The 26,906-nt window shown below is 59.2% G+C and carries 23 protein-coding genes and 2 pseudogenes; 12 read left to right on the forward strand and 13 right to left on the reverse strand.

Annotation, left to right across the window (positions count from 1 at the left end):
- Positions 1–85: 85 nt before the first annotated feature.
- Positions 86–2,953 (reverse strand): bacterio-opsin activator domain-containing protein, encoded by a 2,868-nt coding sequence (locus DVK01_RS14270; RefSeq protein ID WP_101351601.1) that lies wholly within the window; start codon positions 2,951–2,953, stop codon positions 86–88.
- Positions 2,954–3,698: 745 nt separating this feature from the next.
- Here DVK01_RS14270 and DVK01_RS14280 point away from each other — a divergent pair.
- The 6 genes from DVK01_RS14280 (at position 3,699) to DVK01_RS14305 (ending at position 11,696) form a co-directional block, all read left to right on the forward strand.
- Positions 3,699–4,952, forward strand: coding sequence for a Glu/Leu/Phe/Val dehydrogenase (locus DVK01_RS14280; RefSeq protein ID WP_121537237.1), 1,254 nt, complete (start codon positions 3,699–3,701; stop codon positions 4,950–4,952).
- A 102-nt stretch (positions 4,953–5,054) separates the two neighbouring features.
- Positions 5,055–5,600: a ribbon-helix-helix protein, CopG family gene (locus tag DVK01_RS14285; protein WP_121537239.1), complete on the forward strand. Its 546-nt coding sequence runs from the start codon at positions 5,055–5,057 to the stop codon at positions 5,598–5,600.
- A gap of 173 nt (positions 5,601–5,773) precedes the next feature.
- Positions 5,774–6,982 carry an Nramp family divalent metal transporter gene (locus tag DVK01_RS14290; protein WP_101351605.1) on the forward strand — a complete coding sequence of 403 codons (1,209 nt, stop codon included), beginning with the start codon at positions 5,774–5,776 and terminating at the stop codon, positions 6,980–6,982.
- Positions 6,983–8,977, forward strand: coding sequence for a hydantoinase/oxoprolinase family protein (locus DVK01_RS14295; RefSeq protein WP_121537241.1), 1,995 nt, complete (start codon positions 6,983–6,985; stop codon positions 8,975–8,977).
- Positions 8,974–10,602, forward strand: a complete 1,629-nt coding sequence (locus DVK01_RS14300) for a hydantoinase B/oxoprolinase family protein (protein WP_101351607.1) — start codon at positions 8,974–8,976, stop codon at positions 10,600–10,602. The genes DVK01_RS14295 and DVK01_RS14300 overlap by 4 nt, the downstream gene beginning before the upstream one ends.
- Positions 10,603–10,703: 101 nt before the next feature.
- Positions 10,704–11,696, forward strand: a complete 993-nt coding sequence (locus tag DVK01_RS14305) for a DUF3592 domain-containing protein (RefSeq protein WP_101351608.1) — start codon at positions 10,704–10,706, stop codon at positions 11,694–11,696.
- 12 nt (positions 11,697–11,708) lie between these two features.
- Here the strand turns inward: DVK01_RS14305 and DVK01_RS14310 are convergent, their stop codons facing one another.
- Entirely contained in the window at positions 11,709–12,302 is a 594-nt protein-coding gene (locus DVK01_RS14310; RefSeq protein ID WP_121537243.1) for a PAS domain-containing protein, read from the reverse strand.
- Positions 12,303–12,425: 123 nt separating this feature from the next.
- Between DVK01_RS14310 and DVK01_RS14315 the strand changes: the two genes are divergently transcribed.
- Together DVK01_RS14315 and DVK01_RS14320 are read left to right on the forward strand one after the other, a co-directional pair.
- Positions 12,426–12,830, forward strand: a complete 405-nt coding sequence (locus tag DVK01_RS14315) for a DUF4864 domain-containing protein (RefSeq protein ID WP_121513165.1) — start codon at positions 12,426–12,428, stop codon at positions 12,828–12,830.
- Between the two features lie 263 nt (positions 12,831–13,093).
- Complete coding sequence (locus DVK01_RS14320) at positions 13,094–14,131, forward strand: hypothetical protein (protein ID WP_232794578.1); 1,038 nt, start codon at positions 13,094–13,096, stop codon at positions 14,129–14,131.
- Between the two features lie 527 nt (positions 14,132–14,658).
- Here the strand turns inward: DVK01_RS14320 and DVK01_RS14325 are convergent.
- From DVK01_RS14325 to DVK01_RS23015, 7 genes and pseudogenes are all read right to left on the reverse strand, one after another.
- Positions 14,659–15,042 (reverse strand): hypothetical protein, encoded by a 384-nt coding sequence (locus DVK01_RS14325; RefSeq protein ID WP_101351612.1) that lies wholly within the window; start codon positions 15,040–15,042, stop codon positions 14,659–14,661.
- Positions 15,039–15,884 carry a ParA family protein gene (locus DVK01_RS14330; protein ID WP_101351613.1) on the reverse strand — a complete coding sequence of 282 codons (846 nt, stop codon included), beginning with the start codon at positions 15,882–15,884 and terminating at the stop codon, positions 15,039–15,041. The genes DVK01_RS14325 and DVK01_RS14330 overlap by 4 nt, the downstream gene beginning before the upstream one ends.
- A gap of 114 nt (positions 15,885–15,998) precedes the next feature.
- Positions 15,999–17,234, reverse strand: coding sequence for a tyrosine-type recombinase/integrase (locus DVK01_RS14335; protein WP_121537245.1), 1,236 nt, complete (start codon positions 17,232–17,234; stop codon positions 15,999–16,001).
- A 382-nt stretch (positions 17,235–17,616) separates the two neighbouring features.
- Positions 17,617–18,171, reverse strand: a pseudogene (locus DVK01_RS22855) (hemerythrin domain-containing protein); the annotation flags it as partial.
- A gap of 14 nt (positions 18,172–18,185) precedes the next feature.
- Positions 18,186–18,338, reverse strand: coding sequence for a DUF542 domain-containing protein (locus DVK01_RS14345; RefSeq protein ID WP_121537249.1), 153 nt, complete (start codon positions 18,336–18,338; stop codon positions 18,186–18,188).
- A 30-nt stretch (positions 18,339–18,368) separates the two neighbouring features.
- On the reverse strand, positions 18,369–19,049 hold the full coding sequence (locus tag DVK01_RS23010; protein WP_394337674.1) for a DUF2249 domain-containing protein: 681 nt from the start codon (positions 19,047–19,049) through the stop codon (positions 18,369–18,371).
- Positions 19,050–19,057: 8 nt separating this feature from the next.
- Positions 19,058–19,462, reverse strand: a pseudogene (locus DVK01_RS23015) (DUF2249 domain-containing protein); the annotation flags it as partial.
- A gap of 148 nt (positions 19,463–19,610) precedes the next feature.
- On the opposite strand from DVK01_RS23015, the gene DVK01_RS14355 reads away from it, so the two are divergent.
- The 3 genes from DVK01_RS14355 (at position 19,611) to DVK01_RS21875 (ending at position 22,144) form a co-directional block, all read left to right on the forward strand.
- Positions 19,611–19,802 carry a molybdopterin-dependent oxidoreductase gene (locus DVK01_RS14355; protein ID WP_121537251.1) on the forward strand — a complete coding sequence of 64 codons (192 nt, stop codon included), beginning with the start codon at positions 19,611–19,613 and terminating at the stop codon, positions 19,800–19,802.
- A 332-nt stretch (positions 19,803–20,134) separates the two neighbouring features.
- The gene (locus DVK01_RS21870) at positions 20,135–20,290 is read left to right on the forward strand and encodes a hypothetical protein (RefSeq protein WP_158598769.1); all 156 of its coding nucleotides are present in this window, start codon (positions 20,135–20,137) and stop codon (positions 20,288–20,290) included.
- Positions 20,291–21,991: 1,701 nt separating this feature from the next.
- Positions 21,992–22,144: a hypothetical protein gene (locus tag DVK01_RS21875; RefSeq protein WP_157829447.1), complete on the forward strand. Its 153-nt coding sequence runs from the start codon at positions 21,992–21,994 to the stop codon at positions 22,142–22,144.
- Between the two features lie 978 nt (positions 22,145–23,122).
- On the opposite strand, the gene DVK01_RS14370 is transcribed toward DVK01_RS21875, so the two are convergent.
- Together DVK01_RS14370 and DVK01_RS14375 are read right to left on the reverse strand one after the other, a co-directional pair.
- The gene (locus tag DVK01_RS14370) at positions 23,123–23,341 is read right to left on the reverse strand and encodes a HalOD1 output domain-containing protein (RefSeq protein WP_233560804.1); all 219 of its coding nucleotides are present in this window, start codon (positions 23,339–23,341) and stop codon (positions 23,123–23,125) included.
- Between the two features lie 225 nt (positions 23,342–23,566).
- Positions 23,567–24,373, reverse strand: a complete 807-nt coding sequence (locus DVK01_RS14375) for a TrmB family transcriptional regulator (protein WP_101351619.1) — start codon at positions 24,371–24,373, stop codon at positions 23,567–23,569.
- Positions 24,374–24,664: 291 nt separating this feature from the next.
- Between DVK01_RS14375 and DVK01_RS14380 the strand changes: the two genes are divergently transcribed.
- On the forward strand, positions 24,665–25,495 hold the full coding sequence (locus DVK01_RS14380) for a TrmB family transcriptional regulator (RefSeq protein ID WP_199722352.1): 831 nt from the start codon (positions 24,665–24,667) through the stop codon (positions 25,493–25,495).
- Positions 25,496–25,752: 257 nt separating this feature from the next.
- On the opposite strand, the gene DVK01_RS14390 is transcribed toward DVK01_RS14380, so the two are convergent.
- Together DVK01_RS14390 and DVK01_RS14395 are read right to left on the reverse strand one after the other, a co-directional pair.
- Positions 25,753–26,439 (reverse strand): hypothetical protein, encoded by a 687-nt coding sequence (locus DVK01_RS14390; RefSeq protein WP_121537255.1) that lies wholly within the window; start codon positions 26,437–26,439, stop codon positions 25,753–25,755.
- Entirely contained in the window at positions 26,439–26,702 is a 264-nt protein-coding gene (locus DVK01_RS14395; protein ID WP_233562783.1) for a hypothetical protein, read from the reverse strand. Before DVK01_RS14395 ends, DVK01_RS14390 begins: the two co-directional genes overlap by 1 nt.
- Positions 26,703–26,906 lie beyond the last annotated feature (204 nt).

Consider the following 26,906-nt stretch of genomic DNA (forward strand, 5'->3'; position numbering starts at 1 on the left):
TAAGGAATAGAAGGACATCAAAGGAATATTCAGAGGTTAAACAAAGAAGTAGGGTGAGATTGGCTTGTTTATTATTGAACCCCCTTCACGACTCAAGACCCGAGACGCTCCGCTCTTCGAACAGTGTGGTGAACAGTTTCCGCTGGGCAGTCCGGACATGCTGGTAGAACGCCGGTGGGGAGATTTCGAGCATCGTCGCGATGTCTTCGCCGGACTTCGTGCGCGGTGACTCGAAGTAGCCGCTGTAGTAGGCGGTCTGGATCACTTCGAGTTGCCGCTCCGTGAGGTCCGTGAGGAACTCCGAACCCCGGTCCTGCTCGACACCCCGTTCGAGCGTCTCCTTGCGCTTGAGTTCGACGCCAGAGAAGGTACTATCGACCAGTTGCGCGATATTTCGAACGTCGACGCTCTGTGGCACATCAACGACGAGTGTCGTTCCCGCCGAGTCTGCGGTCGCTTCCCGGAAGATAGCGCCGTGGTCGGCGAGTTCTATTGCGAGGAACGGCTGTGACAGCTCCAGTCGCAGGACGCCGGTGTCAGTGTCATCGTCGCTTATCTCTGTCACGTCGTCAATCGTCGTCATATCGGCCGCGGCTGCCGCGACTGTTTGCACGTCAGCATCTTCGACTGTAACGAACACGCTGTTGCCGGCCGGCGCGTGTTGGATGCCACCCTCGTAGGAAAGCGTACACCCCACAGACCGGGCCAGTCGCGACAGGAGGAACCGCTCGTCATCGATGGCGAACTCGACGCGGGTCACCGAGGTCGTGAGCAGGGCGTGTTTCCGTTCGATGGCGCTGAGTGCCGAGGCAATCGTTTCGCCGAGTTCGTGCAACACAGTGCGCGTTGTCTCGTCGAACGCGTCTTTCGTGTCCGCATAGATGGTGAGAATCCCGTGCCTGAGGTCGTTGTACACGAGTGGGATACTCAACACAGAGAGGAAATCGCGCGTGAGTGCGTCCGACCGCCACGGCGCGTTTCGGAGGTCGGCGGCGACGTTGGGAATCATCGTCACGTCGCCGGTCGCAGCCGTCTGGCCTGCGGGCTCGGTCTCAGAGGGCGCAACGGTGACTTGCTGACTGTCGAGATACCCCTGTTCGGTGCCGGCCCACGCTCGCGGTTCGACGGTACTACCGCCCGGGTCGACACTCCCGATCCACGCAAACTTGAATCGGTCCGTGTCAGTCAGCCGTTCACAGACAGTGTGGTTGATCTCGTCCTGCGTTTCGGCGCTGACGATTGTCTGGTCTATCTCCCGAATCGTGTTGTTGATGTGATTCAGGGCAGTCAGTTGCTCGTTTTGCCGCTGGAGTTCGCGGTCCTGTTCCCGGAGCTGGGATTCCCGGACGACCCGGTCAAGGGCGGCTTCGGCGGTCGCTGCGAGCAGGTCGGTGAGTTCCTGTGTCACGTCGTCGAACACCCCGACCGCAGTCGACCCGGTGACGAACACGCCGTGATTGCCGAGCGGAATGAACATCACGCTCCGGAGGTCGGTCGCCCGGTTTTCCAGCCGATCCGACGTATGGACGTCGTCGAACACGAGTGTCTCGTCGTTGACGAAGCTGTGGCTCGGGAGCGTGTCGTCGTTCGTGCGGACGGCCGGCAGCGGCCCGTGGTGTTCGGTCATCGCCTGGGACTGTGCCACTGGCTGGAGTTCGTTCGTCTCGGCGTCGTGCAGATAGATTGCACTCGCAGAGACATCGAACACACTGAGCACGTCATCGACGATATGCTGGGCGATTTCCTGATTGGTCTCTGTGTAGAGGAACTTCCGTGCGGTCTCCTGCAGCGTCGTCAGTGCTTCCTCGCGCTGTTTCCGTTTCGTGATGTCCCGGCAGCTATACAGTAGCGTTCCGTCCTGAATCGAGACTTCGCGGACGTTGACCAGCAGCGTGTGCTCGTGACCCGCTTTGTCGGTGACGGTACACTCGATGTTCTTGAGAACGCCCTTCTCGGCGAGTTCCGCTCGGTCGAACAGGTCCTCACCGAGGAGCGTATCGATCGTTTCCTGCTCGCGGATCTCGTCGTCGGTGTAGCCGAAGATGAAGTGGACGTTCGGGCAGACGTAGGTGTACTCTCCGTCCTCGTTCGTCATGAGAACGGTGTCGGTCATATTGCTGAGCGTAACTCGGTGGAGCTCCTCGGACTGGCGGAGGTCGCGGTCGAGGGTGACCTGCTCCGTGATGTCGATTCCTTCGATCACAATCGAGGTTACGTCACCGAAGTCGTTCTCGACCGGCCGAACTGAGAGCTCGATAACGCGGTCTGTGGCTGTGGTCGGCTGGTGGACGACCACGTTCCCGAACTGCCCGTCGCGTGCGGCTTCTACGAGTTGCCGGATGTCGCGTTCAGTTGCCTCGGATCTGGACCACCACGGCAGCGTCCAGAACGGGTCACCGATGACCGCGTCCACGTCCTCGTCAATCATCGCCCGTCCCGTCTGATTCACACGGGCGAGCGAGCCATCCGGGTCAAGGACCCACGTGGCCGTCTGTGTGTCGTGAAAGACGGCGTCGAACTGCCGTGCCCGTTCGCGCTGCATGGTCGCTCGCCGCGTGGATCGGAGCACCTTCTCGGTTCGTTCGACCAAGTCGTCTATTTGCAGGCCGTCTGTCTCCGCAAGGGGTACGTAGTCGGAAACGCCGGCCTCGATTGCCTCACTCGCCAGGGCCTCACTGCCGTCCGTTGCCCCGAGAACGACTGGAGGGTCCGGAGCCGAGTCCCGGAGCTGTCGGACCAAATCAGTGCCACTCCCGTCGCTAAGTGTCGCTGCCGTGACCATGCAGTCGACTGAGCGCTGACGTGCTATGTCCAGAGCGGCCGGTGTTGTCCCGGCGGTGAGGATAGTGGCCCCAGTACTCGATGCAAGCGCATCCGAGAACTGCTCGCACCAGTTCGTAGAACCGACCACGAGTACCTGTGCCGTGTCGAGCGGATTCCCGGCGTCACTCATCTGCCTCTCCCGGGCACGGAGCTATCACTGAGACCACTGTCGCGGTGAGTGGACACTCGTTCGTGATGCCGCCACCTGTCGGAAACGAAGGGGTTCAGTCGCCGGAATGTGGATGTGGGGTTCAATAATAAACACCTGATGTCCGATATACTTCGTTGCTAAACAATTTATTATTTCCTCATTCCTGCGGTCGTTCCGATAGAGTGCCATGGGTCAACGACCGGACCGCACGGAGAGACATGACGGACAGCACATGGACTAACACAGGCGGTCCTCGCTCGTCGTCCAGAGGTCCAGCGGCTCCCGTCCCAGATCAGCTATGATGGACGTACAACGTCGCTTGATGGAAAAGAGAGCTATCAGGCACATCGAGGCACCGATGTCGGTACCAGTGTTCCAATCCGTGACCCGGATCTGGCACTTCCCCAGCGGAGACGCTCTGCTCGAACGTACCGGGCATCGTGACTGCCTGATTCCGGACGTCGACCGGGTCGATGTTCCAGTGCGCGGAACGGAACAGGTTGCGGATGCTGTGGCACTCGATACGGACACCACTGTTCGGATAGCAGATAGAACAGGCAATCTAGTAGTAACAAAATTTGATAGTAATTTGAATATAGGATAATATTTCCTGAGCTAAAGCGCCGACGTAAGCCGCTCTGTTAGCTTTATCTGTAACCATACATATGATTATTTTCTGGTAAAAATGGATAGCTTTTGGTATCTCGATGGGTCTCATGGACACATGTCTGATGTAAATCCGTACCAGAGCCTGCGGACGCAGATCGATGCAGCAGCACAATACGTGGACATCTCAGAGGGACAACTGGAACGGCTGAAAGCACCCGAGCGTATACTGGAAACGAACCTCTCTGTCGAGATGGACGACGGGTCAGTCGAGGTGTTCCGTGCGTATCGGTCGCAGTTCAATGGTGACCGTGGCCCGTACAAGGGCGGAATCCGCTATCACCCGCAAGTAGACCGCGACGAGGTCAAGGCGCTTTCGGGGTGGATGGTGTACAAGACGGCGACGAGCGACATCCCGCTCGGCGGTGGGAAAGGCGGCATCGTCATCGATCCGAGCAACTATTCCGAGAGCGAACTCGAACGGGTCACGCGCTCGTTCGCGAAGGAGCTGACGCCACTGATTGGAGCCGACCGCGACGTGCCTGCCCCTGACGTTAACACGGGCCAGCGCGAGATGAACTGGATCAAGGACACCTACGAGACACTGGAACACACGACCGAGCCCGGCGTCATCACCGGAAAGGACCTCGCAAGCGGCGGCAGCGAAGGCCGCGTCGAAGCGACCGGACGGTCGACAGTCGTCGCGGCGCGTGAAGCCTTCGAGTATCTCGGCAAGGACCTCGAAGGCGCGACGGTGGCGGTCCAGGGCTACGGGAACGCCGGCTGGATCGCGGCGAAACTCATCTACGAGATGGGGGCCAATGTCGTCGCCGTGTCCGATTCGAGCGGGGCGATCTACAGCGAATCGTCGTTCGACCCCGTCGCAGTCAAGGACTACAAACGCGAAACCGGGAGTGTCATCGGCTATCCGGACGCAGCGGCGGAATTAACGAACGATGAATTGCTCACACTCGATGTCGATCTGTTGATCCCGGCCGCCCTTGAGAACGCCATCGACGAGTCTCTGGCACGTGAGATATCCGCGGACGTTATCTCTGAGGCCGCGAACGGTCCGATTACTCCCGCAGCAGACGACGTTCTCAGCGACCGCGAGACGCTGGTCATTCCAGATATCCTCGCGAACGCGGGCGGCGTCATCGTCTCGTACTTCGAGTGGGTCCAGAACAGGCAGCGCTTCTACTGGTCCGAAGAGCGCGTGAACGAGGAACTAGATTCGATTATCGTTGAGCAGTTCGAGAACCTCGTCGATGCCTACGAGGAGCGAAACCTCCCGTCCCTCCGAACCGGCGCATACGTCGTCGCACTCCAACGGGTCATGAACGCCAGCGAGCAGAACGGAACCTGGCCGTAACGGGTTCCGGACCACATCTGGCCGCCGCGCCCGTTACTGTATTTGGGAGCGCTCTGTCACCAAACGACACGATATTAAGGCCATCCAGTGACGAAGGCAACTATGCCAACCGACCGGGTCACAGTCTCTCTCGACGAGGAGACCAAAGAGACGTTAGAAAGTCTCACCGACCGAACTGGGGAGAGCCAGAGCCAACTGATCCGCGAGTCGATCGCGTTCTACGCGGCAAACTTCGACTCAGCCCATGCGAGTGACAGCGACCACCTTCAGACGTACTACGAGATGCTTTCGACGGGCGAGCACGTCCTGCTGGACATCGACTTGCTGCACGCACTCCTGAGTCAGTTTACCGACCCGGACGAACGTGATGAGGAGGTTCTGGACATGGTCGATCAGGTGGCGCAGTACCACGCACAGGAGTACGCCGAGCGGTTCGATTCGCTCGAAGACGTTCTGGAATGGCTCTCACTGTGTGGGTTCCTGACCGTTCGCCGCGACGAAAAGGGAAGTTTCCACGTGGTGTTCCCATCTGAGTCGGTGCGGTGGTTGATAATCCGGTTCATCCGTGGTAGCATTACTGCCCTCCCGTTCGAAATTGAAATCGAAGAGAGTGTTTCCAAAGTACTGTTAAGAGAACGGAAGCCGTGAGTACCCCCGCTCTGGACCCGGATAGACTCGTATCCGGGGAGTGAATGTTTCGTACTAGTTTCTCACCGGGTGCTACAGAGTTCATACGACCGATGTTCCGGACACACACAGGTCTTAACAATGTTTTTGCTTACCTGCCGGGACCGTGACAGTGGCTATCAAAACCAACAATCATGAGCATTACAAAACGACTCAAAGCCGTCGGCCCGGGAGCGATGGTCGCCGCCGCGTTCATCGGCCCAGGCACGGTCACGACTGCGAGCGTCACCGGGGCAGAGTTTGGCTACGCGCTCCTGTGGACAATGGTCTTCTCAATCGCTGCAACGATTGTTCTCCAGGAAATGAGCGCGCGGCTGGGCCTTGTCTCGGGGGAGGGGCTCGGCGAAGCACTTCGAGAGCGGTTCGACAATCAAATCGTCGAGTACGTGAGTATATTCCTCGTTGTCGGCGCCATCGGCGTCGGAACCGCCGCCTACGAGGCCGGGAATATCCTCGGCGGTGCCGCAGGGCTCGCGACGATCACAGGTATCGACTCGACAGTGTGGGGAGTCGTGATGGGACTCGTGGCCGGACTCCTGCTCTACACTGGGCGCTACAAACTGATCGAGCGAGCGCTCATCGGGCTGGTCGCCGTGATGGCGTTCTCGTTCGTAGCATCGGCCATCCTTATTGGTCCTGACCCGGGTGCGATTGCGATGGGGTTCGTCCCCGGTATCCCCTCGGGGTCGCTGTATCTCATCACCGGCCTCATCGGAACAACCATCGTCGGGTACAACCTGTTCCTGCACGCGAGTAACGTCCAGGAGCGGTGGAGCGGTCCCGACGATATCGGTCACTCGCGCATCGACACAGTGCTGTCAATCGTTGCGGGCGGCGTGATCACGATTACGATCATGGTGACCGCGGCCGCAGCATTCGAGCCCGGCACCCAGATCAGCGATATCGGTCAGATGGCCGAACAACTGCGACCCATCGCGGGACCGTACGCCGAACTGTTCTTCAGCATCGGCATCTTCGCCGCCGGATTCACGAGCGCGACGACAGCGCCGCTTGCGGGTGCGTGGGCGACCACAGGTGCACTCGGCTGGGATTCAGACATGCAGAGCACACAGTTCCGCGCTGTCTGGGGGACCATCCTCAGTGTCGGGGTGCTTTCGGTGTTGCTGGGTGGCAGTCCCGTCCAGATTATCGTGTTCGCACAGGTTGTTAACGGGATTTTATTGCCCATTGTCGCGGTGTTCTTGATATACGCGATGAACCAGCGGGACCTCCTCGGCGAGTACACGAACGGGTCGATAGCGAACGCCCTCGGCGCGATTGTGACGCTCATCGTCGTGTGGCTCGGGGTTCGGACGCTGCTCAGCGTCGCGGGGGTGCTGTAGATGGGCGGCCGGCGGATCGGTGTCGACGTCGGTGGCACTTTCACTGACGTGACGCTGTCGCTCGACGGCGAACTCGTGACCGCAAAAGTCCCGAGTACCGAAGACCAGAGCGAGGGCGTCATCGCCGGGATCGAGAAGGCCTGCGAAGCGGCTGCAATCGACCCTGAGACCGTAAGCGAGTTCTCTCATGCGATGACCGTCTCGGTCAACGCGCTGCTCGAAGAGGACGGCGCAAAGACCGCGCTCGTCACGACCGACGGGTTCCGAGACGTTCTGGAAATCGGCCGCCAGGATCGCCCGTCGCTGTACGACCTGTCCGCCGAAAAGCCGACACCGCTGGTTCCCAGACGCCGACGCTTCGAAGTGGCCGAACGAACGACCACCGACGGTATCGAACAGCCCGTCGACGAGAGCGAAGTGCGGGCAATCGCCGAGCAGTTGCGCGAGATGGCTGTCGAGTCCGTTGCCGTCTCACTGCTGCACGCGTACGCGCATCCCGAAAACGAAACGCGCGTCGCAGACATCCTGCGGGATGAGCTCGACGTGCCCGTCTCAGCCTCACACGAAGTCCTCGCCGAGTTCCGCGAGTACGAACGCACCTCGACGACGGCCGTCGACGCGTACGTACGACCGGCGATTGACCACTACGTCAGTCACCTCACCGACCGTGCTCGGGACCTCGGGGTCCCACAGCCACGGATCATGCAGGCCAACGGCGGCATCACCGACGCTGATACCGTCCGGCGGAACGCTGTGACGACTGTTCTCTCGGGCCCTGCCGCCGGCGTCGTAGGGGCAGGTTCGATGGCGGCCGACGAACAGGACGGGCTGGTCACGTTCGATATGGGTGGGACCTCTAGCGACGTGAGTCTCGTCCGTGATGGCGAAGCGGAACGGACGACGGAGGGCGTCATCAACGAGCGGCCGATCAAGACGCCAATGGTCGACGTCGAAACAGTCGGAGCCGGCGGCGGGTCCATTGCCTGGGTTGACGCCGGGGGGGCACTCCGGATTGGACCACGTTCCGCTGGGGCAGACCCCGGCCCCGCCTGCTACGGGAAGGGCGGGACTGAGCCGACCGTCACCGACGCGAACCTCGTGCTGGGCTACATCGGCGAAAGCACTAGTCTGGGTGGCGAACTATCACTCGATGCCGATGCCGCCCATGACGCGCTTACCGACCTCGCCGACGAAGCGGGCCTCGACGGTCCCCTCGACGCCGCTCGTGGCGTCTATCGCGTTGCCAATGCGAACATGACCAGAGCCATTCGCTCCGTGACCGTCGAGCGCGGGTACGACCCGCGGAAGTTCGGGCTGGCTGCGTTCGGAGGTGCTGGGCCGATGCACGCGGCCTCCATCGCAGCTAGCCTCGATATGGATCGGGTGGTGATTCCACGCGCCTCCGGCGTGCTATCAGCGTACGGCCTGCTCGCCGCCGACGAGAAGCGCGACGCCGTACGGACGTATCAGCGCTCGCTCGACGCTGTCGACCCCGACGATGTCGATGCAGTCTACGAGGCGCTGGCCGAAGAACTGTTAGCCGAGGTCAGCGACCGCGAGGCGGCGACAGTGCGTTACTCCGCCGACCTCCGATACGCCGGCCAGAGTTTCGAACTGACCGTGGATGTCGACCGGCCGTTCGCCACCGCGGACGCACGCGAGCGGTTCGGCACAGCCCACGAGTCCGCGTACGGGTATCGAGCGGACGAGTCGGTCGAACTGGTGAACTGTCGCGTGACGACGACCGTCGAACGAAGCGCGCCGCCGGTCGAGTACGCCGCCGAGGGCGACCCACAGAAGGGGTCCCGAGAGGCGGTGTTCGCCGACGAGGTCCGCGAAACGCCGGTCTACGGGCGGGCGCAACTGCCACCTCAGGATAGAATCGACGGTCCCGCGATTATCGAGGGCGATGAGAGTACAATTGTCGTCCCGCCGGCCTGGAACGTCCGGGTCCGCGATGACGGGACGCTGATTGCGGCGGTGAGCGACACATGAACGACGAAGCCACAACACCGAGTGACGAACAGGAAGCAATCGACCCTGTAACGCTGGAAATACTCAGGAACCAGCTTGAGAGTGTTGCAACCGAGATGGGTCACGTGCTCATCCGCGGTGCGTACTCGCCGAACATCAAGGAGCGCCAGGACTGCTCGACGGCGCTTTTCGACGCGTCGGGTCGGATGGTCGCACAGGCGGAACACATCCCGGTACATCTCGGCGCAATGCCCGATGCGGTGGATGTTGTCCTCCAGAAGGACCCGAAGCCGGGTGACGTGTTCATCGTCAACGACCCGTTCGCCGGCGGGACACACCTGCCGGATATCACGCTCGTCTCGACGATAGCACCCAACGACGAGGTGATCGGGTATGCCGTCTCGCGAGCCCATCACGCCGACGTTGGCGGGAGTTCGCCGGGGAGCATGCCGCCGGGCGCACAGGAGATTTACGAGGAAGGGCTCCGCCTGCCTGCCGTCCGACTCGTCGACGGCGGCGAACCCAACGCGGCGGTTCACGACCTCATCCGTGCCAACGTCCGAACGCCTGACGAGCGCGAGGCGGACCTCCGTGCTCAGCGCGCTGCGAACGAACGAGCCGAGGAGCGCATCGGTGAACTTCTCGAAGAACACGGGTCGATCCTGCTTGATGCGTTCGATGCCGTCATCGAGTACTCCCGAGAGCGGGTCGAGGCGGAACTCGACGCGCTCCCGGACGGGACGTATCGAGCGCAGGATATCCTCGAAGGCGACGGCGTGACCGACGATGACATCCCGGTCGAGGTGGCCGTCACGATCGATGAGGCCTCGATTTCCGTCGACTTCGCCGGGACTGCCGAGCAGGTGGCGGGCAACCTGAACGCGCCACTCTCGGTCGCAAAGAGTGCGGTTTACTTCGTCGTCCGGGCCATAACCGACCCGGAGATTCCCCCGAACCACGGCTGTTACGAGCCGGTGTCCGTGTCCGCACCCGAAGGGTCAGTGCTCAACCCGGACGCGCCAGCAGCGGTCGTCGGCGGCAACGTCGAGACGAGCCAGCGCGTCATGGATGTCACGCTGGCGGCGCTCGCCACGGCCGTCCCCGACAGGGTTCCCGCCGGTGGACAGGGGACGATGAACAACCTCATCATCGGCGACCGAACCGGCGATTTCACGTATTACGAGACGATCGGCGGCGGGTTCGGTGCCCGGCCCGAAAAGGACGGGATGGACGGCGTGCAGGTCGGTATGACGAACACGCTCAACACGCCTGTCGAAGCGATGGAGACCGAGTATCCGCTCCGGGTCGAGCGGTACGCGCTGCGTCCGTCGAGTGGCGGCGACGGCCGATACCGTGGCGGACTGGGCCTCGAACGCACGGTCACCGTCGAGACCGACGCAACCGTGTCACTGCTGACTGAGCGCCGACGAACGGCCCCCGATGGAATCGACGGCGGCAAAGACGGCGCGACAGGAGAGAATCTTGTCGACGGCGAGCCAGTGCCCGCGAAGGCGTCCGTTGATGTCGAGGCCGGGTCGACCATCTCCGTCAGAACACCCGGCGGCGGCGGACACGGCAACCCAGCAGAGCGTGACCCGGAAGCCAGGGAACGTGACCGACGCGATGGAAAGGTAGCCGACCGGTGACGTGCGGGTTCAGTTGTCCCAGATAAAGTGCGACCGAGCCACGAAGCGTTTTGTTTCGAGCGTGACTCTCATACGAGGGCAACACGATACTGTGTACTGAAATGAAGGTCCCGGTCGGAATCACGACCCTCCACCTCTCACAGAGGAGTGCGCTTCTGTTGCTCCTTGCCACCGGCCTTCTCGGGTTCGGCGGGTACGACTACGTCCAGCAGTCACAGGCGGTCGGCAACGCTGTAGCCGTCCAGGCGACCATCACCGACGCTCGTGTCGATCGAATGGACGGCGGACGAGGAATCGACTACGAGCCGGAGATTCACTACACGTACCAGTATCAGGGCGAGACATACACCAGCGAGCAGGTGTTCCCGAGTACGGGCGTACGGACGTACTCCGACCGATCGAGGGCGGAGTCGGTGGTCGACTCATACGAGCCGGGTACAACCACCCGCGCGTACGTGTCACCGGCCGATCCAGACGGCGCGTTCCTCATTCGAGAGCGGACGCCGTTCCCACTGCGAGCCATCGCTGCAGGCGGCGTTCTCGCTGCCATCGGCGTGCTGTCCGGACTGGGAGCCAAGAACCCGGGTCAACAGGAGCTACGTCCGGCGAGTGAGAGCCAGCCAGCGCCTCGCGAGTCATGGGTTGTCCGCCACGGCAAGGCTCTCCACCGGCTATCGAAACAGCTTCTCGGGGCCTGCTTCGTCGGGTTCTGGCTCTCGATGGTCACGCTGGTGTTCGGCCTTCTCAACACCCCCGGTGAATTTGGAGGGCCGCCACAGGAGGTGCAGGTAGACCTTCTGGGTCCGGTCGGCCTCCCGATGATCGCAGGGGTCTGCTTCTGGATCGGAATGATCCTCTCACTGTGTCTGTACGCCGTCTGGTCGTTCACCGAGTACCAGCAGCTCCGGCGGCGACTCCCGAACCCGAAGCCGCCACGTCCGTTCAGGCATCCGAGTCGGCTCGTCACGATACTCGGAACCGAAGACGGCGGTTTGAGCGAGTACGGACAGCGTATCCGGCTGACTGGATGGGCAGTGCTGGTTGCTGTCGGGATGGCGGCGACACTGGCATATATACTCTTTACTGCAAGCTAACCGAGTCCCGGCCTAGGACGTATCGGCCGATTGTGCCACCAGCAATGAGCCATCTGCTGTGTCAATGGCTTTCTGCACACCGAGCCAGTTCGTGATAGAGCCGTCGGGACCACTGAGTGGCACTATCGTCACCCGGTTTCTGAAGCGTGTGCCGTCCGCGCGATAGTTCCATAGTTCGACGGTTCGCCGTTCCCAGATGTCGACCCCCTCCTGAAGCGTTGCGACCGCCTCGGGATCCGTCGCTGGTCCCTGCAGCAATCGAAGGTTCTCGCCGCGAAGCGTTGCCAGCGAGTACCCGGTCATCTCCTGGAACGTCTGTGTCGCATATCGGACTGGATTGTCCTGATACGCCGGGCCAGTGAGCGTCAGCCCAAGAGGACCCGTCCCGAGTCGAACCATTTTCGCGATGTATTCTCGCTCGAAAGACGTCACAGAGCTAGTCTCGAACCCATCGAGGGACCGAATGATGTCTGCCGGCGAGTCCTCGGCGTGGTCCGGACCGACAGTCCGGAGCTGGTGTGTTTCGACAAGGTCCGGAAGCCGCCGGCGAAACTGCTCCTCGTCGAGCAGCATGGTTTCGATAAGTGCGTCCCTGACTGGGGCCATGTTCGCAGTTGCCAGTTCTAGCTTTCGGGGGCACAAACTCCCGTCGGTATCCTGCCAATGGCTGCTCGGACCTGCCATTCATGCTGATGCAGCACCTGTTACAGATACGCGCTTGCCTCTACAATGTCTGAACGCGAGTACCCGGTGGTCGGCCTCCCGACACCCAGCGAGACATACGGCCCCAGCGATGCTGTTGCCCTCCAACTCGATGCGCTGGAAACGAACGACGAGCCATGTGACAACGCGGGGATCATGACGGCGTACAATTTCGCCTCCCCGGCTAACCGCCGCTCGACTGGTCCCCTCGACCGGTTCATAGCCATGGTCCAGTCACCGCAGTACCGCCCGATGATCGACTTCGAGGAGGCCGTGCGAGGCCCCATCGAGCAAGACGAGAACTACGCTGAGCAGCGGGTGACGATTACGGGACCGGATGGACGGACAACCACCTACGAGTTCGGTCTGTCAGTGCAGTCCGTCGGTGAGTTCCGAGGGTGCTGGCAAACCGACCGTGTTGTCGTGGTCTGATCGGTGGCAGCGGCAACTGAGTCAGTGACCTGTAACGTTTGTGAGCGGGGCTGCAAAAGCTACGACCAGTTTCGCCCGCTCGAATGTTCTTTCGATCTATCTCATACGCTTTTCCTCAGAGAACGCGCTACAGGTGTCTGCCTGCCAGCCACAGAGCAGTGACATGGGTACTTTCCTTCGGTTGGAACAGCCACCGCAGAGCCGCGTCAAACACAGGCGAGCAATAGGGTATATTTGAAATGGTTACCGTCAAAGGGTACGGTATGAGGATTTCTATCGTCGGAGGGGGATTCGCAGGGCTGGCAGCAGCGCAACTGGCTGAAGGGGTTACGTCGGACGTACAGCTCTACGATAAGGGCGCATACAGCGGTGATCGAAGAGGGGCTTGGGGGGAGATGGTCTGGGACTACTCGCGGCTCCCTCTAGATCGACATGTGCCAGGGTACGTTAGAGAGGCTAATACCGGGATATTTGTCGGTTCCAGTGGGAAAACAGCTGTAACTGTTCCTGATGGCGTTATTTTGAACAGAGGAGAGTTAGAGAAACACTGGGCAGGCACGCTCGAACGGACAGAGATTGTAGAGAACGCAGAAGTCGACGAAGCAGAGTTTCGGAGGCTATCTGCGGAGTCGGATTTACTGATTGATGCCACTGGTCAGTTCCCGATCTCACGCCGGTTTACGTCCCTGTCGTATGACGTAGCGTGTCCGACGCTGAGCGGGAGGATAGAGGCTGACTTCTCCCATCTGTATCCTGAGCCAAGAGCACTTGCGTACGAGAATTACTTCCTCTGGATCGTGCCACAGTCACCGGAGGAGGCAACTGTCGGCCTCGGCTGTCGAGAGGACAAGCCCCCTGCCGAACTGTACGAAGATATGCGACAGTTGCTTGCAGAAATCGAAATCGAGCCCCCAGAGCGTGAGGCCCTGTACGGCGGCACTGATGTCTCAAACGGGTTGCGGAGTCTCTCACACTGTTCGTACGAGCTCAACGACTGCACAGTGCATATCGCGGGTGACGCCATCGGATTGGCAAACCGCCTGACGGGCTTCGGAATGATACATGCGGCACAGTCCGGCCGAGCTGCTGTGCGGTCCTTCGTGCAAGGGAATTCGTATAAACGCAGGTTGTTGTGCCAGAACTTCTGGACGAAAGCAGTTACTGGTGTGGCTTCACCCATCCATCACACCATCGGGTTAGACGGAATAGCTCGGTTGGCAAAGTCGGACATCGAGTATCAGGAGAGCTTTGAACCGCAGCAGCCAGCAGATATTCTGGGCGCTGTTCGAACCTTCATATAGAGCCACCAATCACTGTTAGACACGCAGTCGGCCAGAGAGCGGTGTTCGGTCGGGAGGCGTAGAGACTTGGTACATAGCGTCGCTTAATTTATAGGTAAGTCTTATTCGCTACCGATACTCTGCTCTTGTCTGTCTGAGGAGTGATAATCTGTCTCACGACTGATCAGCGGCGACTGCCTGAGCAGTCAGCGTAGCACAGATAGAGATAGTCCGTCCCAGCTCGCCACACCAGCTATGAAGGCTAATCCGACACCATATCTATTAAATATAGCTACCTTTTATAGTCAAGTAATGTATCCAGTTGGAACAGCTATACAGCATATCTAAGTAGTATAGCTAGAAATTGTAGCTAGCAAAGAAGTTCGGATAAGTCAGCGGGGAAGAATAGCCAGTAGATGCAGCTACTAGTGCTGGCCCTGTGCGATAGTTTGCCCACGCAGAGATAGAGTCAAGTACAGCAAACAGGTCACCTGTAGAGGGCAAAGAGCGGTCGTAGTTCTACTCAGTATAGAAGAACGGATAAGACATTAGCGAGAGGGGGCTGACTGCTCCCAGTCGTACCCCCACTCGCGGAGCTTTTCCGCGACAAGGTCCGGATTGTCCATAGCGACGACAAGGGCAGCCTCCAGCGCGTCAGTCTTGTATACATCCTCGCCGACTGCATCTTCTAGATTCCGGAGGAAGGTGGACTCCCGCTCCTCGACCTCAGGCCGAATAAAAATCGGCCGTTGCTTGCGGTCTTGCTTGACTGAATCACGCCGGAATTTGTATGGGATGTCTGGCTGGGTCGTAGTTTCGACGGCAGGAGATTCGGTTTCGGTAGCTGGCACCTCATCCTGCTGGTCATCCGCTTCCGGCTCTGTATCTGTGTCCGCCTCTGCGAACGGATCGTCACCTGAGCCGGATTTCATGCTGTTGCCTCCTGCTCTCGGGTCTGTCGGAGGCGTGCAGCCAGCTTTTCGAACTGCTCTAACGTTTCGATTTCATAGTCACGTTCCCGGCTCCGGTGTTCTTCGATGTATTTGAACGCCGAACACTGTTTTCGCCAACATCCCTCAAGCAGGGACGTCCGCTCGCGGAACACGACCGGAATGTCATACGACTCAGCCCGGAGCCGTTTGAGCATCTCTTCCTGATCGTTCGTACCTTTGAATCGATTTGGCACAGCAGCTAGCACGCCCACGTTGATATCTAACGTGTCTTCGAGTCCAGTAACGAGGTCTGCAAGGCCCTCGACAGACTGCTGGCCCTTCCCGCTCGGTTCGAACGGGATGACCAGATTCCGCGTGGCGTGCAACGCGTTGTACAGTTTCACATCCGCAGTCGCAGGCGGGTCGATAATAACAGTATCATACTCGGACGGAACGCCCGCGTCTTTTAGCACACGAAGCAGTTGGACGTTCGGGTTCCAGTTTTCGCCGAAATCCGCTGCCTCTTCTTCGCGCCGCCGCAGATGTTTTGAGAGGACCTCCAGGGAGTTGTGTGCAGGGAGGACGTCGACGCCCTCGGAACTTTCAATGAGATCAGCGAACGGCCCCCGTGGCCGTTCGACGAGGTGTCGAACTAAACTGTCGGCCTCTGAGTCCGTTCGGCGGTCCGCGACATCGAACAGGAATGAAAGGCTCCCCTCCTGTGGATCCATATCTATTGCCAGTACGTCGTGACCAGCGCGAGCGTCGGCGACAGCGAGGTTCGCCGCCATCGTTGTCTTGCCGACACCGCCGGCCTCGCTGTACACGGTGTAGGTCAGCATACTATATCGGATTCGCCGCACAGATATAAAGATTAGTCAGACGGTATAGCTATATGGTATAGCTACTGAAGGTACCTTTCCGCTTCCACACAACTGTTCCGTTCCCGCGAGCGGTTACTCAGTAAATAACCCTGCGAGTGTCTCGTGCATCTCTGCCCGCCGGTGAGATCGGGCCTCAGACTCGGAAAGATAGTTATCAAGGACGACCTGTGCGGATGCCGACCCCTGCTCAGCCGCAACATCTTCGAACCGATCCGCAACTCGTCTGACAGCAGCACCGTATGTGGTATACCAGAATCGACGACCCGTTTTCGGCGTCGGCGTGGCGCCATCAACGGTGATGTCTGCGGCCTCAGCCACTGACTTGAACCGACGACGGACGGTTTCAGCAGTTAAATGACCACTAGCCGCGGATGGAGAGGGCAGAAGATATCCAGACCACTCTGGATCAGCAAGCGCCTCTATACGTCGCTCTACGGTCTCCAGACCGGCCAGCAGAGCCACCGTCCCGGGGCCGTTTTTCCGCTCGCCATCACCGAACTCTATGTACGGATGGGAGTCATCATCCGGATCGAGGTTGAGCTGTCGGATGTGGAGCGATGCGACTTCACTCGGCCGCAGCCCCCATCCGCAACATGCAACCACAATGAATCGGTCGCGTAACTCAGACGCCGCTGTATATAGGCGCTGGACAGCATCTCTATCGAGTGCTTGGTTATCCCATGATGGAGTCGTATCCCACCCAAACCGGATTTCGAGGTCAGCGAGCGGGTTGTACGCGGCAGTGCCGAACATCACCAGGTGCTTGTAGAACTGCCGTGTGTCCTGAACGTATTTACGGCGTGATGCGAGCGTCGTCAGAGCCTCATCCAGTTGGTCAAGTGCGTCAAACGTCGCTGCAACCCTATCCATTTCTGCAACACGTTCATCGGGATTCTCCAGCGGTGCGAGCAGATCTTTTGTATCGTGGATATTGGTATATACTTTCATGTAGCGTCGCAAAATCGACCGACGTGTCTCGATTGTCGCATCAGCGCGCCCTCGTCGAGTCGAAAGTTCAGCGAGGTATTCCTCGACGGCTCGCTGTGTATTGTCAGCCAGGAACTCGAATGACCCCGATTCAATCGGTGCTTCCGGCACCCCAATTTCATCGTAGAACTGCCCCGGAGATAGGTCAAACCGGCGCTGGAGGTGCTTGACGAATCCCGGAAACTGTCGGTTTAGCCATGCGTATGTGGGGGTTTCAGCTGTTGGATTGAAGCCATCCTCTTTCATCGCCGGCACAACGGCCTCACGATAGAATGATTTGCAATCGGCCAAGTCCATCGTTGAATAGCGAACTTCGGTCATTGGTCTGAGTGGGTGGGCAGTGTGCTGTCCCTACTGGGTACTCTGAGCCGCCGGAATTTCGTATGTATCGTATTTCAGTCGCAGTACTAATAATTTGTCTTGTGTTGTTTTCTGCATGAGAAACCCATAACAAGACAGATACCGGGATCTGGAGACGGAAATAATATAAACTGCATATAGCTATACTAAATTTGTCCCCAGAAGATGAACTACAGGACTATAGCACCGCCAGGATGCACGATATCAGCTGAACCACCGAACTCGACACACTCGGGTCAGGACACCGCTTCAAGTTAGGAACCCAACTCGATTTGTGTATTTAAAGAAATCAGGCCAGTGCTGCCGCTCACCACCACTCTACCTCTGTCGTCTTGGACCGTGACTACCCGATCCCAGTCTCCTTCTTCAACAATGTGAGCGTAGTATCCGCAGTCACGATCGGGGAATGCCCGTACTTACCCGTCAACTCGACCTAGACTAAGAGATCGACCCGCCAAATCGAGTACAGCAGACGGGCGAATGCGAACTAAAAGAACCGAAGGAGCAAATTCTTCGATGTTGTCGCTGCTATGAATCGCTTGATGCTCCGGTAGCTCGCACAGGCGTCTTCGGGAACGTCGTAGCCGCCGGTCAGCTCGGCGATCCGGTCGAGGCGGTCGGCCGTTCCGGCGAGGTCGTCCTCGAAGCCCCGGATCGCTTCGCGGAGCCGGGCTGCTTCGTCGTCGGAAAGCGACTCCGAGCGATCAAGTTTCCCAACGACAGGGAACAACTCGTCTTTCTCTTCTTCGGTGTGCTCGTGCATCTCCGCCGCGAGGTCGGGGAACGTCGATTCGACCGCCGCCAGCTCGGGGTGGTTCTCCCCGTGGACCCGGTTCACCTTCGCTACGAGGGTCCCAAGCGCGGGCAATTCCTCACGGAGATAGTCGTGGTGGGTCTCAACGACGTGGTCAGCTAGGTCCGCAAGTCCACTCCAGTCGTAGTCGTCGCCAGCGTCCGGTCGCCGTCACAACAGTAGTCCAGCCCGAGGGACTCGAACACCCGGGCGTAGGTGGGCACCTCCTCAACGAGCGATGCAAGTGTTCGGTCGGGATCAGTGTCAGTCATACGTTGGAGTCGATGGCCTCTCTGGGTCAGTCAGAACGGCGCGTCGGGCGTCTCATCGGGGGCTCCCTGTCCGACAACCAAGCTGGAGTCGCCAGCCTCGGACTTACCGATCAGTACCCGGAACTCGCCGGGCTCCTTCTGGCGGTACTCCCAGCGGAACTCCGATCCCGCCTCAGCGTCGAACTGGTGGTACAGCGGCTTGGGGTCGTGGTCGTTCACGAGCATGAATGCTTCCCCAGTGTCGAGTTTGGCGTAGGCTTCGAAGATTTGCTCGTGGCGCTGGGCAGGAGGCAAATCTCGAACGTCGAGTTCTCGCGTAATCTCTCTGTCTTCAGCAACTGTCGTCGACGTCGCATTCTCCTGCACATCGTCAGACTGGCCCACGTCTTTTGCACCGTCGTGGCTACCGCCTTTCGTAATGTGCACGCGACAGCGCCCGGGTGCTGATTCAACAACCTCCCATTCGAAGGAGTCACGATATTCCTGGCGGAACTCCTGGTGCAGCGGCTGAGGCTCGTGGGGAGCATGATTTCCATCGTTCCCCCGTCGGGAATCATTCCGTAGCGGTGGTGGATGGTAGGGTGGCGTTCCTGTTTCGGGATTTCGCGAACATCGTACCGGGTAACGATGGCATCGTCGACGGTCTCGGAGTCCGCAGTCTTGTAAATCTCGACGCGCCACCCGTCGTCGCCGCGACTCACGTACTCCCATTCGATTATGTCGCCGTGCATCGATCGTAGCTCGTGATACAGCGGCTTTGGATCGTGGTCGTTTACGAGTACGAACCCTTCATCCGCGTCCAATTCCTCGAAGATCGTTAGTAGTACCTCGTGACGGCGCTGTGGTTTCAAATCACGCACATCAATGGTCGCGGAGTCCTCATCGTCGAATCGGCCACCAACAGTCAGGGTCAACTCTCGGGGGACTGCATCGGGATCCGCGTACTCCCAATCGATTACCCGTTCCTGTGCAATCTGGTAGCGAACTAACTCGGGATCGATATCTCGATCCGTGACGATACCGAGTTTGTCACCGGCTGCTGCATCGTTTAGGGCCTCAAATAGGTGCTCATGGAGTCTGTCTCCGGCCAAAGCCCGCAAGTCGAGTTCCGTTTCCGTCACCATACTTGATGGTCCCTGACTGGACGGATGGGACTTATGTCGAAGGCGTTCGGGGAACTTGGGCTACCGAGCCGAATCTGTTCCCAACAGAAGCTTAGTGCTGGGCGTGTCTCCCCTCCGCTAAGTAAGTACTAGCGGGGACTTACTAACAATGGACATACTCGAATCGCATGCGGTTCCAAACACCGTTGATCCAGAGAGATGGCGACTCGAGGTTACCGGTGCCGTCGCCGAAGCGGTACAGTTCACACAGGACGAGTTGCTGGCACTCCCTGCTGGCGAGATAACGGACGATTTCACCTGTGTCGAAGGGTGGCAGGCAAAGGACCTTTCGCTCGAGTGATATGCTCCGCGCCGTGAACGGCGCGGCTTCCCACGCATGGGGAATACCAGCTAAGTGCGGCTATCGCTGGTAGAGGGTTCCGACCCGTGGAACGCCGAAAGAGTCATTTGCGAGTGTTTCTCGCTCGTCTCACGGTGTCGTTCGAAAGACGCGCCGCGTCTCTCGTGATCACGAGACGGCTCCGCCATCTCACACGAGGTCGTGGTGCTGTCACAGGCTCTCCCATCCCGGGCGAGTCATTGCCTGCCGGTTTCAGTGGCATGCTCTCTCCCCACGGGTCAGCCCGGTGCGCAACGTTGGTGGCGCTGGTTATATCACCCTGAAATGCTGTGATGACTGTCGACACTGGCGTTGACCCACCGCTTGTCGACACGATCCAGCGCATCGAGGTGGGTGACGTCCTCGTCGTCAACGGCGACTCCCGAACCTGGGATATACAGATGTCGTCAAGCGAGCCATCGACGCCCGTATTAACGTGCATACACTAACTGACGCCGGTAGACACCTCCTCCAACGGCAGGCCGAACGCTCAGAGGCCTGTGTGATCTACCGCAACCTGTGCTGATGGGGGTCCACAATAATGCCCCTATAACCCACATAGCGACGGCGAACAGCGGTCAGAAGTGGGGACCCAGTCGGCCGGTGTAGTCAGAGGCACGTGATCACTGGGCAGGTGATGACCGACTGGTACCCTATCGGAATATATGTAGACCCAATAAATAATCATTACTGTTCGAGGGTATTCCGGCATCCGAGCCGCGAGACGGCCCGTCGCCGGATGCGACGACGGACCAGTTCTCGTGCCTCTGACAAGTATCCAGTACAAAGCGGTTTGCTTCGTGCTGGCGTTCACTCTGTATGCAGTAATTGTAAATGTAATTTGCGACTCACGTTAGAAGCAGAATATATCACGAAGTGCCTCAGAAAACGGACTCTAGGACTGAAACAACGGAGAGGCTGGGGAAAGGTGCCAGACCCATGCCTGTGTAATCCACCGTCGCGTTGCTGGAGGGCAACGGCACTGACAGCCGTTACAGACACCCAAAGTCAGCAAGATACCACGCGGTTTTTGACCGCTTGCCAGAAAGCGGAGGTCGGTGGCAACGGGCACAGAACTTGCCACTCCTCTGTCAGAGGCACGGGCGGGTTCTGAACCCCGCACACGGCACGGCTCAACCGAAACCATCCTAGACGCCAGTCTGTAGCGGGGATCAGAACCCGTGGCTACGCTATGCATTCCCTCTAATTAATTTTCATTCGCCCCTGTCATCCAGTTTCAGGCCTCCAGCGACCGGGTTCGCTGCCCGCTCAGACGCCAGCGATGACCGCACTCACAGACGTAGTTCTGCAGATGAGACCCAGACTACACACAGACCCCAGTCAGCGCAGAGAACAGATGAGGGACGGTCTCGGAGAAACGACGTATCATAGCCCATCCAGCGTCGACTGAATCAACGACGGGTTCTGGACCCGAACTACTCGCTGAATCAGATCGGTCCTATGGGGGTGCTGAGCGGGGACCAGAACCCAGCTGAAGATAGCAGGAGTCTGAATAAAATCGGTTGCGGTTTCCGTCGAACCGCAAGCAAGCGCTGGAATCGTGCTTCGACCAGTCCCAAGAACAACAGCGACCGGTCTCAGTGCCACGTAGACAGCCGACTCGCCGGGGGTGTGAGTCGGTGTATAAAGGTGGTGGGCTGCTGGGGGTGTAGGAAGTGGTGTGCAACGCACCACCCGAAGTCGTCATCCACGACGACGGGTTCTGGACCCAGACCAATCGATGAATCCGGAGTGGATTGGGGGGAGATGGAGCGGGGACCAGAACCCAACCGAACGGTATACACTTAGTATCAAAAACAGTTGTGACTTAGACTCATGGTTTGTTCCCTCATCGGGTACGACACAGCCACAGGCGGCCCGGCAACAGAATGGTGGCCAGCCGGGGGACAGCCGTGCTGCAGTTAGCGCTTCCGCCACCATCCGATATCGGCAATCTCAAATCGAGTTCCGGGTCCGGATCAACTACTGCCCCTGAGTAGGCTCACTGATAGTCACTCCGGCCTCTGGAACTCATCACAGCCATTGGTAAGTATCCGTAAAAGTCGTTTTGTCCGTCATTTATCTGGTGATACACTACCAAGTAAATATCAACATTCCATCGATTGCCCGTTTGGCAGGGAGGCGGACCAATGACTACCCACCCGGCAGTCGGCGAGATCGTCGCCATCACGACCACCGACAGCGAATCGCTGTTGCTGGTCTCTCACTGCCACGAATTACACCGAGTGGACGGCAGAGTTCCCCACCATCGAGAGCTACTACGACCAGTACCGCCGCGGTGACTACGCGCATGACGTTGTCATCGAACGTCGAGCGGTGGTCAAAGGATGACCGGCCACGCACCCCCTACGGCGTCAATCCGGAGGACTGCGAAGCTGACAGTCGGTTGGGACAGGATGCCTCCGTGAGAGCCTGACCACGCTGGTCCCGGGAGCAGTGTCCGAAGAGTGCTGATGGTCCCATACAGTCTGTTGCCACGGGGCAAAGCCACCGGACGGCCCGGAGTTGCCACGAGCCACCTACCGCGTCCAGATAGCTCTCATTACGTCGCCGATAGCCCGTGCTGTGGTCAGCACTGCCCGGCTCGATTCCGGGGACAGACGCTATAGTCACGATGCCACGAGAACCCCACCGACGACAGCGAGACCGACAGCACAGCACCGACATAGCCTTCATCGACGAACTCGGCATGGACATCGGCCAAGAACAGACATCGAAGCCCTCCAGTCGCTCGTCAGTGCCCTCGGTGACGAGGTGTCACCCCCCATTTCGAGTGTTCTTGAGTTGCTGGTCGGGACCATCGAAGTCCCGTCTTTACATGTTCGAGCGCGTCGCCATCGTGCTCTCCCGCGACTGTCTCCGATGTGATGTCGTCCTCGTCCCGCGGGTTCTGTTGGGCAACGGCCAAGAGAATGCGACGCCGGTACTCGTGGCTGAGTATTTCGAACAGTTCATTCAGTGTGCCGCCAGACTCTTCTTTTTTGCTCGACATTTACTGATAGCTCTCGTTGCGAAACGCCTCACTTGGTGATGCGTTCCGCGCAACCGATCCGCGAAGAGAAATGGATAACTGTGGACGGGTACTCCCGTTTCAAGTAGCCCTCACAGTGGGCTAAACGCACAGTGTATGTTGTGTTCCGTACTATGGATAGGGTCCCCAGAGGAATAGGGTTGTGGGTGTTTTGATATCATAGCCGAGTTAATGTAATGTAGTTTCTACAAAATTACCACACCAATCGATCACTCGGTAGTTGTGGGTATCACTCCGATTCCCGAGGGAGTCCATCAACTCGGACTTCGATGCTGCCGTCCCCGGTCACAGAGACGTCAGTATCGGCGTACTGGAATGAGGTTGCGACCGACGACGACCGGCCATCGAGCAGCGTATCGAGTGCATCGGCTTCGATCGCCTCCTGTAACGGTGGCAGGTCAGTCGTTTCCTGGTTGGTGGCCGCCGCAACTGCTTCAACAATCGCCACACTGGGGCAGCCCGATTTCCTCCAGTTATGACGAACCGTAGTGGGGCTTGTATCTGTGCTTTCGGGGTGGTTGGTCGGATCCGAGTCACCTCCCTCGTCTGTATTGTCGTGCATTTTCCGTCACCGGTCGTCGTCGGACGAAGTATTAGCGGAGAAACCGCTATGGCGTCCGTTTACATCCCTACTATCTGGGTCCGTATAACATTGGTGTGAGAATCTGAGTGACTATCTATTGGCCGCCCCGCGGTCGTCGTCGAGTTGCCAGGTGAACAGTGCCTTCAGCACGATGACGAGGCTATTCGTCTGACCTGCGCCCCAGATAGCAGTTTCGTCACGCGGTTCGGGTGGGTGTTCACCGTTACCGTCGACGAGCACACTTACGAGCGTCTTTTCCTGGTCCACCATGAGGAGGCGACCAGCAGGCGTATCCGACCAGTTCCACACCGATTCGAACAGTTGCGCGTCAGGTACGTTCCCTTCGAGTCGGGATTCGACGGATTGTGACATCTCTGCGAGCCGAATCGAGACCTCACGGTCGCTGGCGGTCGAGAGGCACTCAGTGATTTCGTCGGTCAGTAGCTCCTCGGCAGTCATATACACGACCTCATCATCAGCGGACGAGATGAAATCCAGGATGCGTTCGGTCACGGTATCCCGGCCGGTTACCGTCCAGACACCCTGCTGTTCAGTGCTGTGATTCGCTGATGCAAGCTGGTCGAGCGCGTCTGTCAGGACCATCACTCGATGGTCGTATTCCTGTTCGAAGTGACGGCCGGCCGTCTCCGTCGAAATGGCCCAATATCGCTTGGGACTCGACTGTTTCACGTCGACGAGACCGCGGTCATGAAGCTCGTCAGCTGCGTCGTAGACACGTGTTCGGGGGACGTCAGCGACGTCGCTCACGTCCTGTGCAGTCCCTTCGCCCAGACTGACCAGGGCGACGAATGTCCGGGCGGCGTAGGTACTGAGGCCAAGCGCTTTGAGCTGCTTGACGGCCGTGGATCGTGCGTGGTCGGATGGGTCGCCGGACATTAGCTCGTCACCAATCACGTGAAAACCACCGGGTATGGTGGTTTCTGACGTGTAGCGACAGAGAGGTTGGGACCAAATCTGTGCCTACACGCCACTCTACCTCTCGTGCTACCCGCACAAAGAAGTACTGTGATTAACTGAGTGAATGTCTGAATAGTACCGGTTCTGAGACGCTCAAAACATTCAAAGACGAGGGTACTCTGTGAGGATCTGAGTGACATCGGTATCTCTCGTGCGACGTACTAAACACCCAGGGCACGAACCAGAAGGTAGCAATCGAGGTTGGGACCAATGGACGATGTTTCAAACCAAGACCAAGCGATCGAATTGCTCCAGCAACTCGGGCTCAAAGAGTACGAGGCCAAGTCGTTCGTGGCGCTCGCACGTCGCCAGCGTGGGACGGCCAAGGACATCAGCGAGACCTCCGAGGTGCCCCGGACCCGCGTCTACGACGCGATTCGCGTCCTGGAATCGAAGGGACTAGTCGAGACCCAGCACTCGAACCCGCAGGTGTTTCGAGCGGTCTCCATCGACGAGGCTGTCAACACTCTCCAGTCGAAGTACGCCGAGCGGACCGAGTCACTCCGGAGCGCCCTGAGCGGACTCGACCCAGCTGACGAGGGAGACTCGACAGAGGCTACCCACGAGGTGTGGTCTATCTCGGGGAACCGGGGCATTACGAGCCGGACACGGCAGTTGATCGAGGGAGCGACAGAGGAGTTGCTCCTCGTGGTCGGCCACAAGAGTATTTTCACCGACCAGCTGGCCGAACAACTACAGTCGGCTCAGGAACGAGGTGTGAACGTCATCATCGGGACGGTCGATGAAGAGCTCCAGGCCACGGTTCAAGATGCCCTCTCTAGTGTCAAAGTGTTCGTCTCGGAATTGGATTGGTTGAGCCGATCACCCCTTCCAGGTGACGATACCGAAATCAGTCGCCTGTTACTGGCCGACCGCGAGGCGATTCTGGTGAGTTCGTTCACCGAAACGGGGGCAGACAGCCGTGAGCACGAACAAGGCGTCTTCGGCCGCGGATTCGACAACGGGCTGGTCGCAATCACGCGACGGCTGATGGCAACGGGATTGCTGTCTGTAAACGATCCCGAAGCTGAGGAGACCTGAGTCCCGCTCGTGAGCGTCGGAGAGAACCTCAGAGAATAAGCCCAGAACGGCAGACATGTCCCGGATGGCACCGATTACCGTCTCTCGGCGGGAGATCTTCCGTTCTATAGCGACAACACAGTATCTTGACTGGCCGGCCTACGACTCGACGCCACTGTACGACCAGCGTTCACTGACGCCACTCATTGAGGATTTCCGGACCGTCTCTGGAATCTGGTTCGGGCACCCCACTCACGACTCGGTCGGGGGTCCGTCTGTCAGGGGCAGCGTTCGAGAGTGGCTTCCACAACACCGTCGAAGCCACACCGTGGACATGTGATCGACAGCCCGTCGACGGCACCCACCGAAGCGCCCTGGACAGTTCCGTGACAGATCGCTTTGGAACACGACGGGCACGTGACCGACTCGAGCGCAACGGGTTTCTCGTAGCGGAGACAGTCCTTGCAGCCCGAGTATGTGGGCCGGACAGTGTTGGAGCGGACAATCCGATACGAAGTCCCACAGTTGCCGCCGCCACAGGCCGGCCGCGCTTCGCCGAAGGCAGCTGCCTGTGGGTCCGGGAAATGGTAGCGGTCTGCGCCACCAGTCACGACCACCCACGGGATGTCCTGTGTGAGTATCTCGACGTCGTGAACGTCGAACACCTGGCCGTCCTCGGTCCAGTCCTCCGTCGCAAGCACATGCAGCGACGCTGTGTAGCGGTCCGGATACGCGACGAGTTCCAGGCCGAACACCGACGCGCCACAGGACAGTCGGCACACGCGCTTGGACTCACGAGCGTCGCTCGTGTCGTCGATGGACCGGTCGACGACATCCGTGACATCCCAGGTTCGGGAGTCACCGTTGACGACGAGGACATCACCTTCCTCGATGCGCTGGAGTGTGTCCACAAGCGCCGGGTCCACGCCAGCGTCGACGGGCGCAGTTGCGTCAGTCGCGCCCATCAGTCATCACCGGGCACCGTGTCGGGATGGGCGTTCCAGAGCCGGCGGGCGGGGCCGTTCTTCGGTGGCGTTTCGTAGTCGATGTCGTGGCGGTCCAGCACCCGGTAGATGGAGCGTTTCGAGACGTCGTGTGCGGTGGCGAGGTCGACCACGGTGAAGCCAGCCTCGAGGGCCGCTTCGAGATACGGTGCCGACGTGTAGGCATCTGGCGAGAATTCATCCAAGTCGAGTGCGGCGACGAGGGCGGCCTGGCGGTCGTGCATCGTGGGCTGTGAATCGGGGGTCGTCATAGCCGTATATGTCAAGTTGACTAGCCGGATTTCCTAGAGTGTTTCGGCGAAGCCGGGTTGAATGAGCACCAGCAAAATAGCGGCAAGAAATGCAGTCATCCATCCCCTCCCCCCCCTTAATTAATACCCGCGCGTGCAGGGGGCGCAATTGGGAGTCAGCAGTTCGAAGCCGCTACC

The sequence above is a fragment of the Haloarcula sp. Atlit-120R genome, from assembly GCF_003665885.1.
In the GTDB taxonomy this organism is placed as follows: domain Archaea; phylum Halobacteriota; class Halobacteria; order Halobacteriales; family Haloarculaceae; genus Haloarcula; species Haloarcula taiwanensis.

Bases quoted from the DNA above. Each gene is read 5' to 3' on its own strand.
- DVK01_RS21870 (WP_158598769.1), top strand. From the start codon at position 20,135: ATGACTGTCGACACTGGCGTTGACCCACCGCTTGTCGACACGATCCAG.
- DVK01_RS14335 (WP_121537245.1), bottom strand. From the start codon at position 17,234: ATGACCGAAGTTCGCTATTCAACGATGGACTTGGCCGATTGCAAATCA.
- DVK01_RS14305 (WP_101351608.1), top strand. From the start codon at position 10,704: ATGAAGGTCCCGGTCGGAATCACGACCCTCCACCTCTCACAGAGGAGT.
- DVK01_RS21875 (WP_157829447.1), top strand. From the start codon at position 21,992: ATGACTACCCACCCGGCAGTCGGCGAGATCGTCGCCATCACGACCACC.
- DVK01_RS14380 (WP_199722352.1), top strand. From the start codon at position 24,665: ATGGACGATGTTTCAAACCAAGACCAAGCGATCGAATTGCTCCAGCAA.
- DVK01_RS14310 (WP_121537243.1), bottom strand. From the start codon at position 12,302: ATGGCCCCAGTCAGGGACGCACTTATCGAAACCATGCTGCTCGACGAG.
- DVK01_RS14355 (WP_121537251.1), top strand. From the start codon at position 19,611: ATGGACATACTCGAATCGCATGCGGTTCCAAACACCGTTGATCCAGAG.
- DVK01_RS14285 (WP_121537239.1), top strand. From the start codon at position 5,055: ATGCCAACCGACCGGGTCACAGTCTCTCTCGACGAGGAGACCAAAGAG.
- DVK01_RS14280 (WP_121537237.1), top strand. From the start codon at position 3,699: ATGTCTGATGTAAATCCGTACCAGAGCCTGCGGACGCAGATCGATGCA.
- DVK01_RS14325 (WP_101351612.1), bottom strand. From the start codon at position 15,042: ATGAAATCCGGCTCAGGTGACGATCCGTTCGCAGAGGCGGACACAGAT.
- DVK01_RS14270 (WP_101351601.1), bottom strand. From the start codon at position 2,953: ATGAGTGACGCCGGGAATCCGCTCGACACGGCACAGGTACTCGTGGTC.
- DVK01_RS14295 (WP_121537241.1), top strand. From the start codon at position 6,983: ATGGGCGGCCGGCGGATCGGTGTCGACGTCGGTGGCACTTTCACTGAC.
- DVK01_RS14330 (WP_101351613.1), bottom strand. From the start codon at position 15,884: ATGCTGACCTACACCGTGTACAGCGAGGCCGGCGGTGTCGGCAAGACA.
- DVK01_RS14375 (WP_101351619.1), bottom strand. From the start codon at position 24,373: ATGTCCGGCGACCCATCCGACCACGCACGATCCACGGCCGTCAAGCAG.
- DVK01_RS23010 (WP_394337674.1), bottom strand. From the start codon at position 19,049: ATGGGAGTACGTGAGTCGCGGCGACGACGGGTGGCGCGTCGAGATTTA.
- DVK01_RS14395 (WP_233562783.1), bottom strand. From the start codon at position 26,702: ATGCACGACCGCCAGGCCGCCCTCGTCGCCGCACTCGACTTGGATGAA.
- DVK01_RS14290 (WP_101351605.1), top strand. From the start codon at position 5,774: ATGAGCATTACAAAACGACTCAAAGCCGTCGGCCCGGGAGCGATGGTC.
- DVK01_RS14315 (WP_121513165.1), top strand. From the start codon at position 12,426: ATGTCTGAACGCGAGTACCCGGTGGTCGGCCTCCCGACACCCAGCGAG.
- DVK01_RS14345 (WP_121537249.1), bottom strand. From the start codon at position 18,338: ATGACTGACACTGATCCCGACCGAACACTTGCATCGCTCGTTGAGGAG.
- DVK01_RS14300 (WP_101351607.1), top strand. From the start codon at position 8,974: ATGAACGACGAAGCCACAACACCGAGTGACGAACAGGAAGCAATCGAC.
- DVK01_RS14320 (WP_232794578.1), top strand. From the start codon at position 13,094: ATGAGGATTTCTATCGTCGGAGGGGGATTCGCAGGGCTGGCAGCAGCG.
- DVK01_RS14390 (WP_121537255.1), bottom strand. From the start codon at position 26,439: ATGGGCGCGACTGACGCAACTGCGCCCGTCGACGCTGGCGTGGACCCG.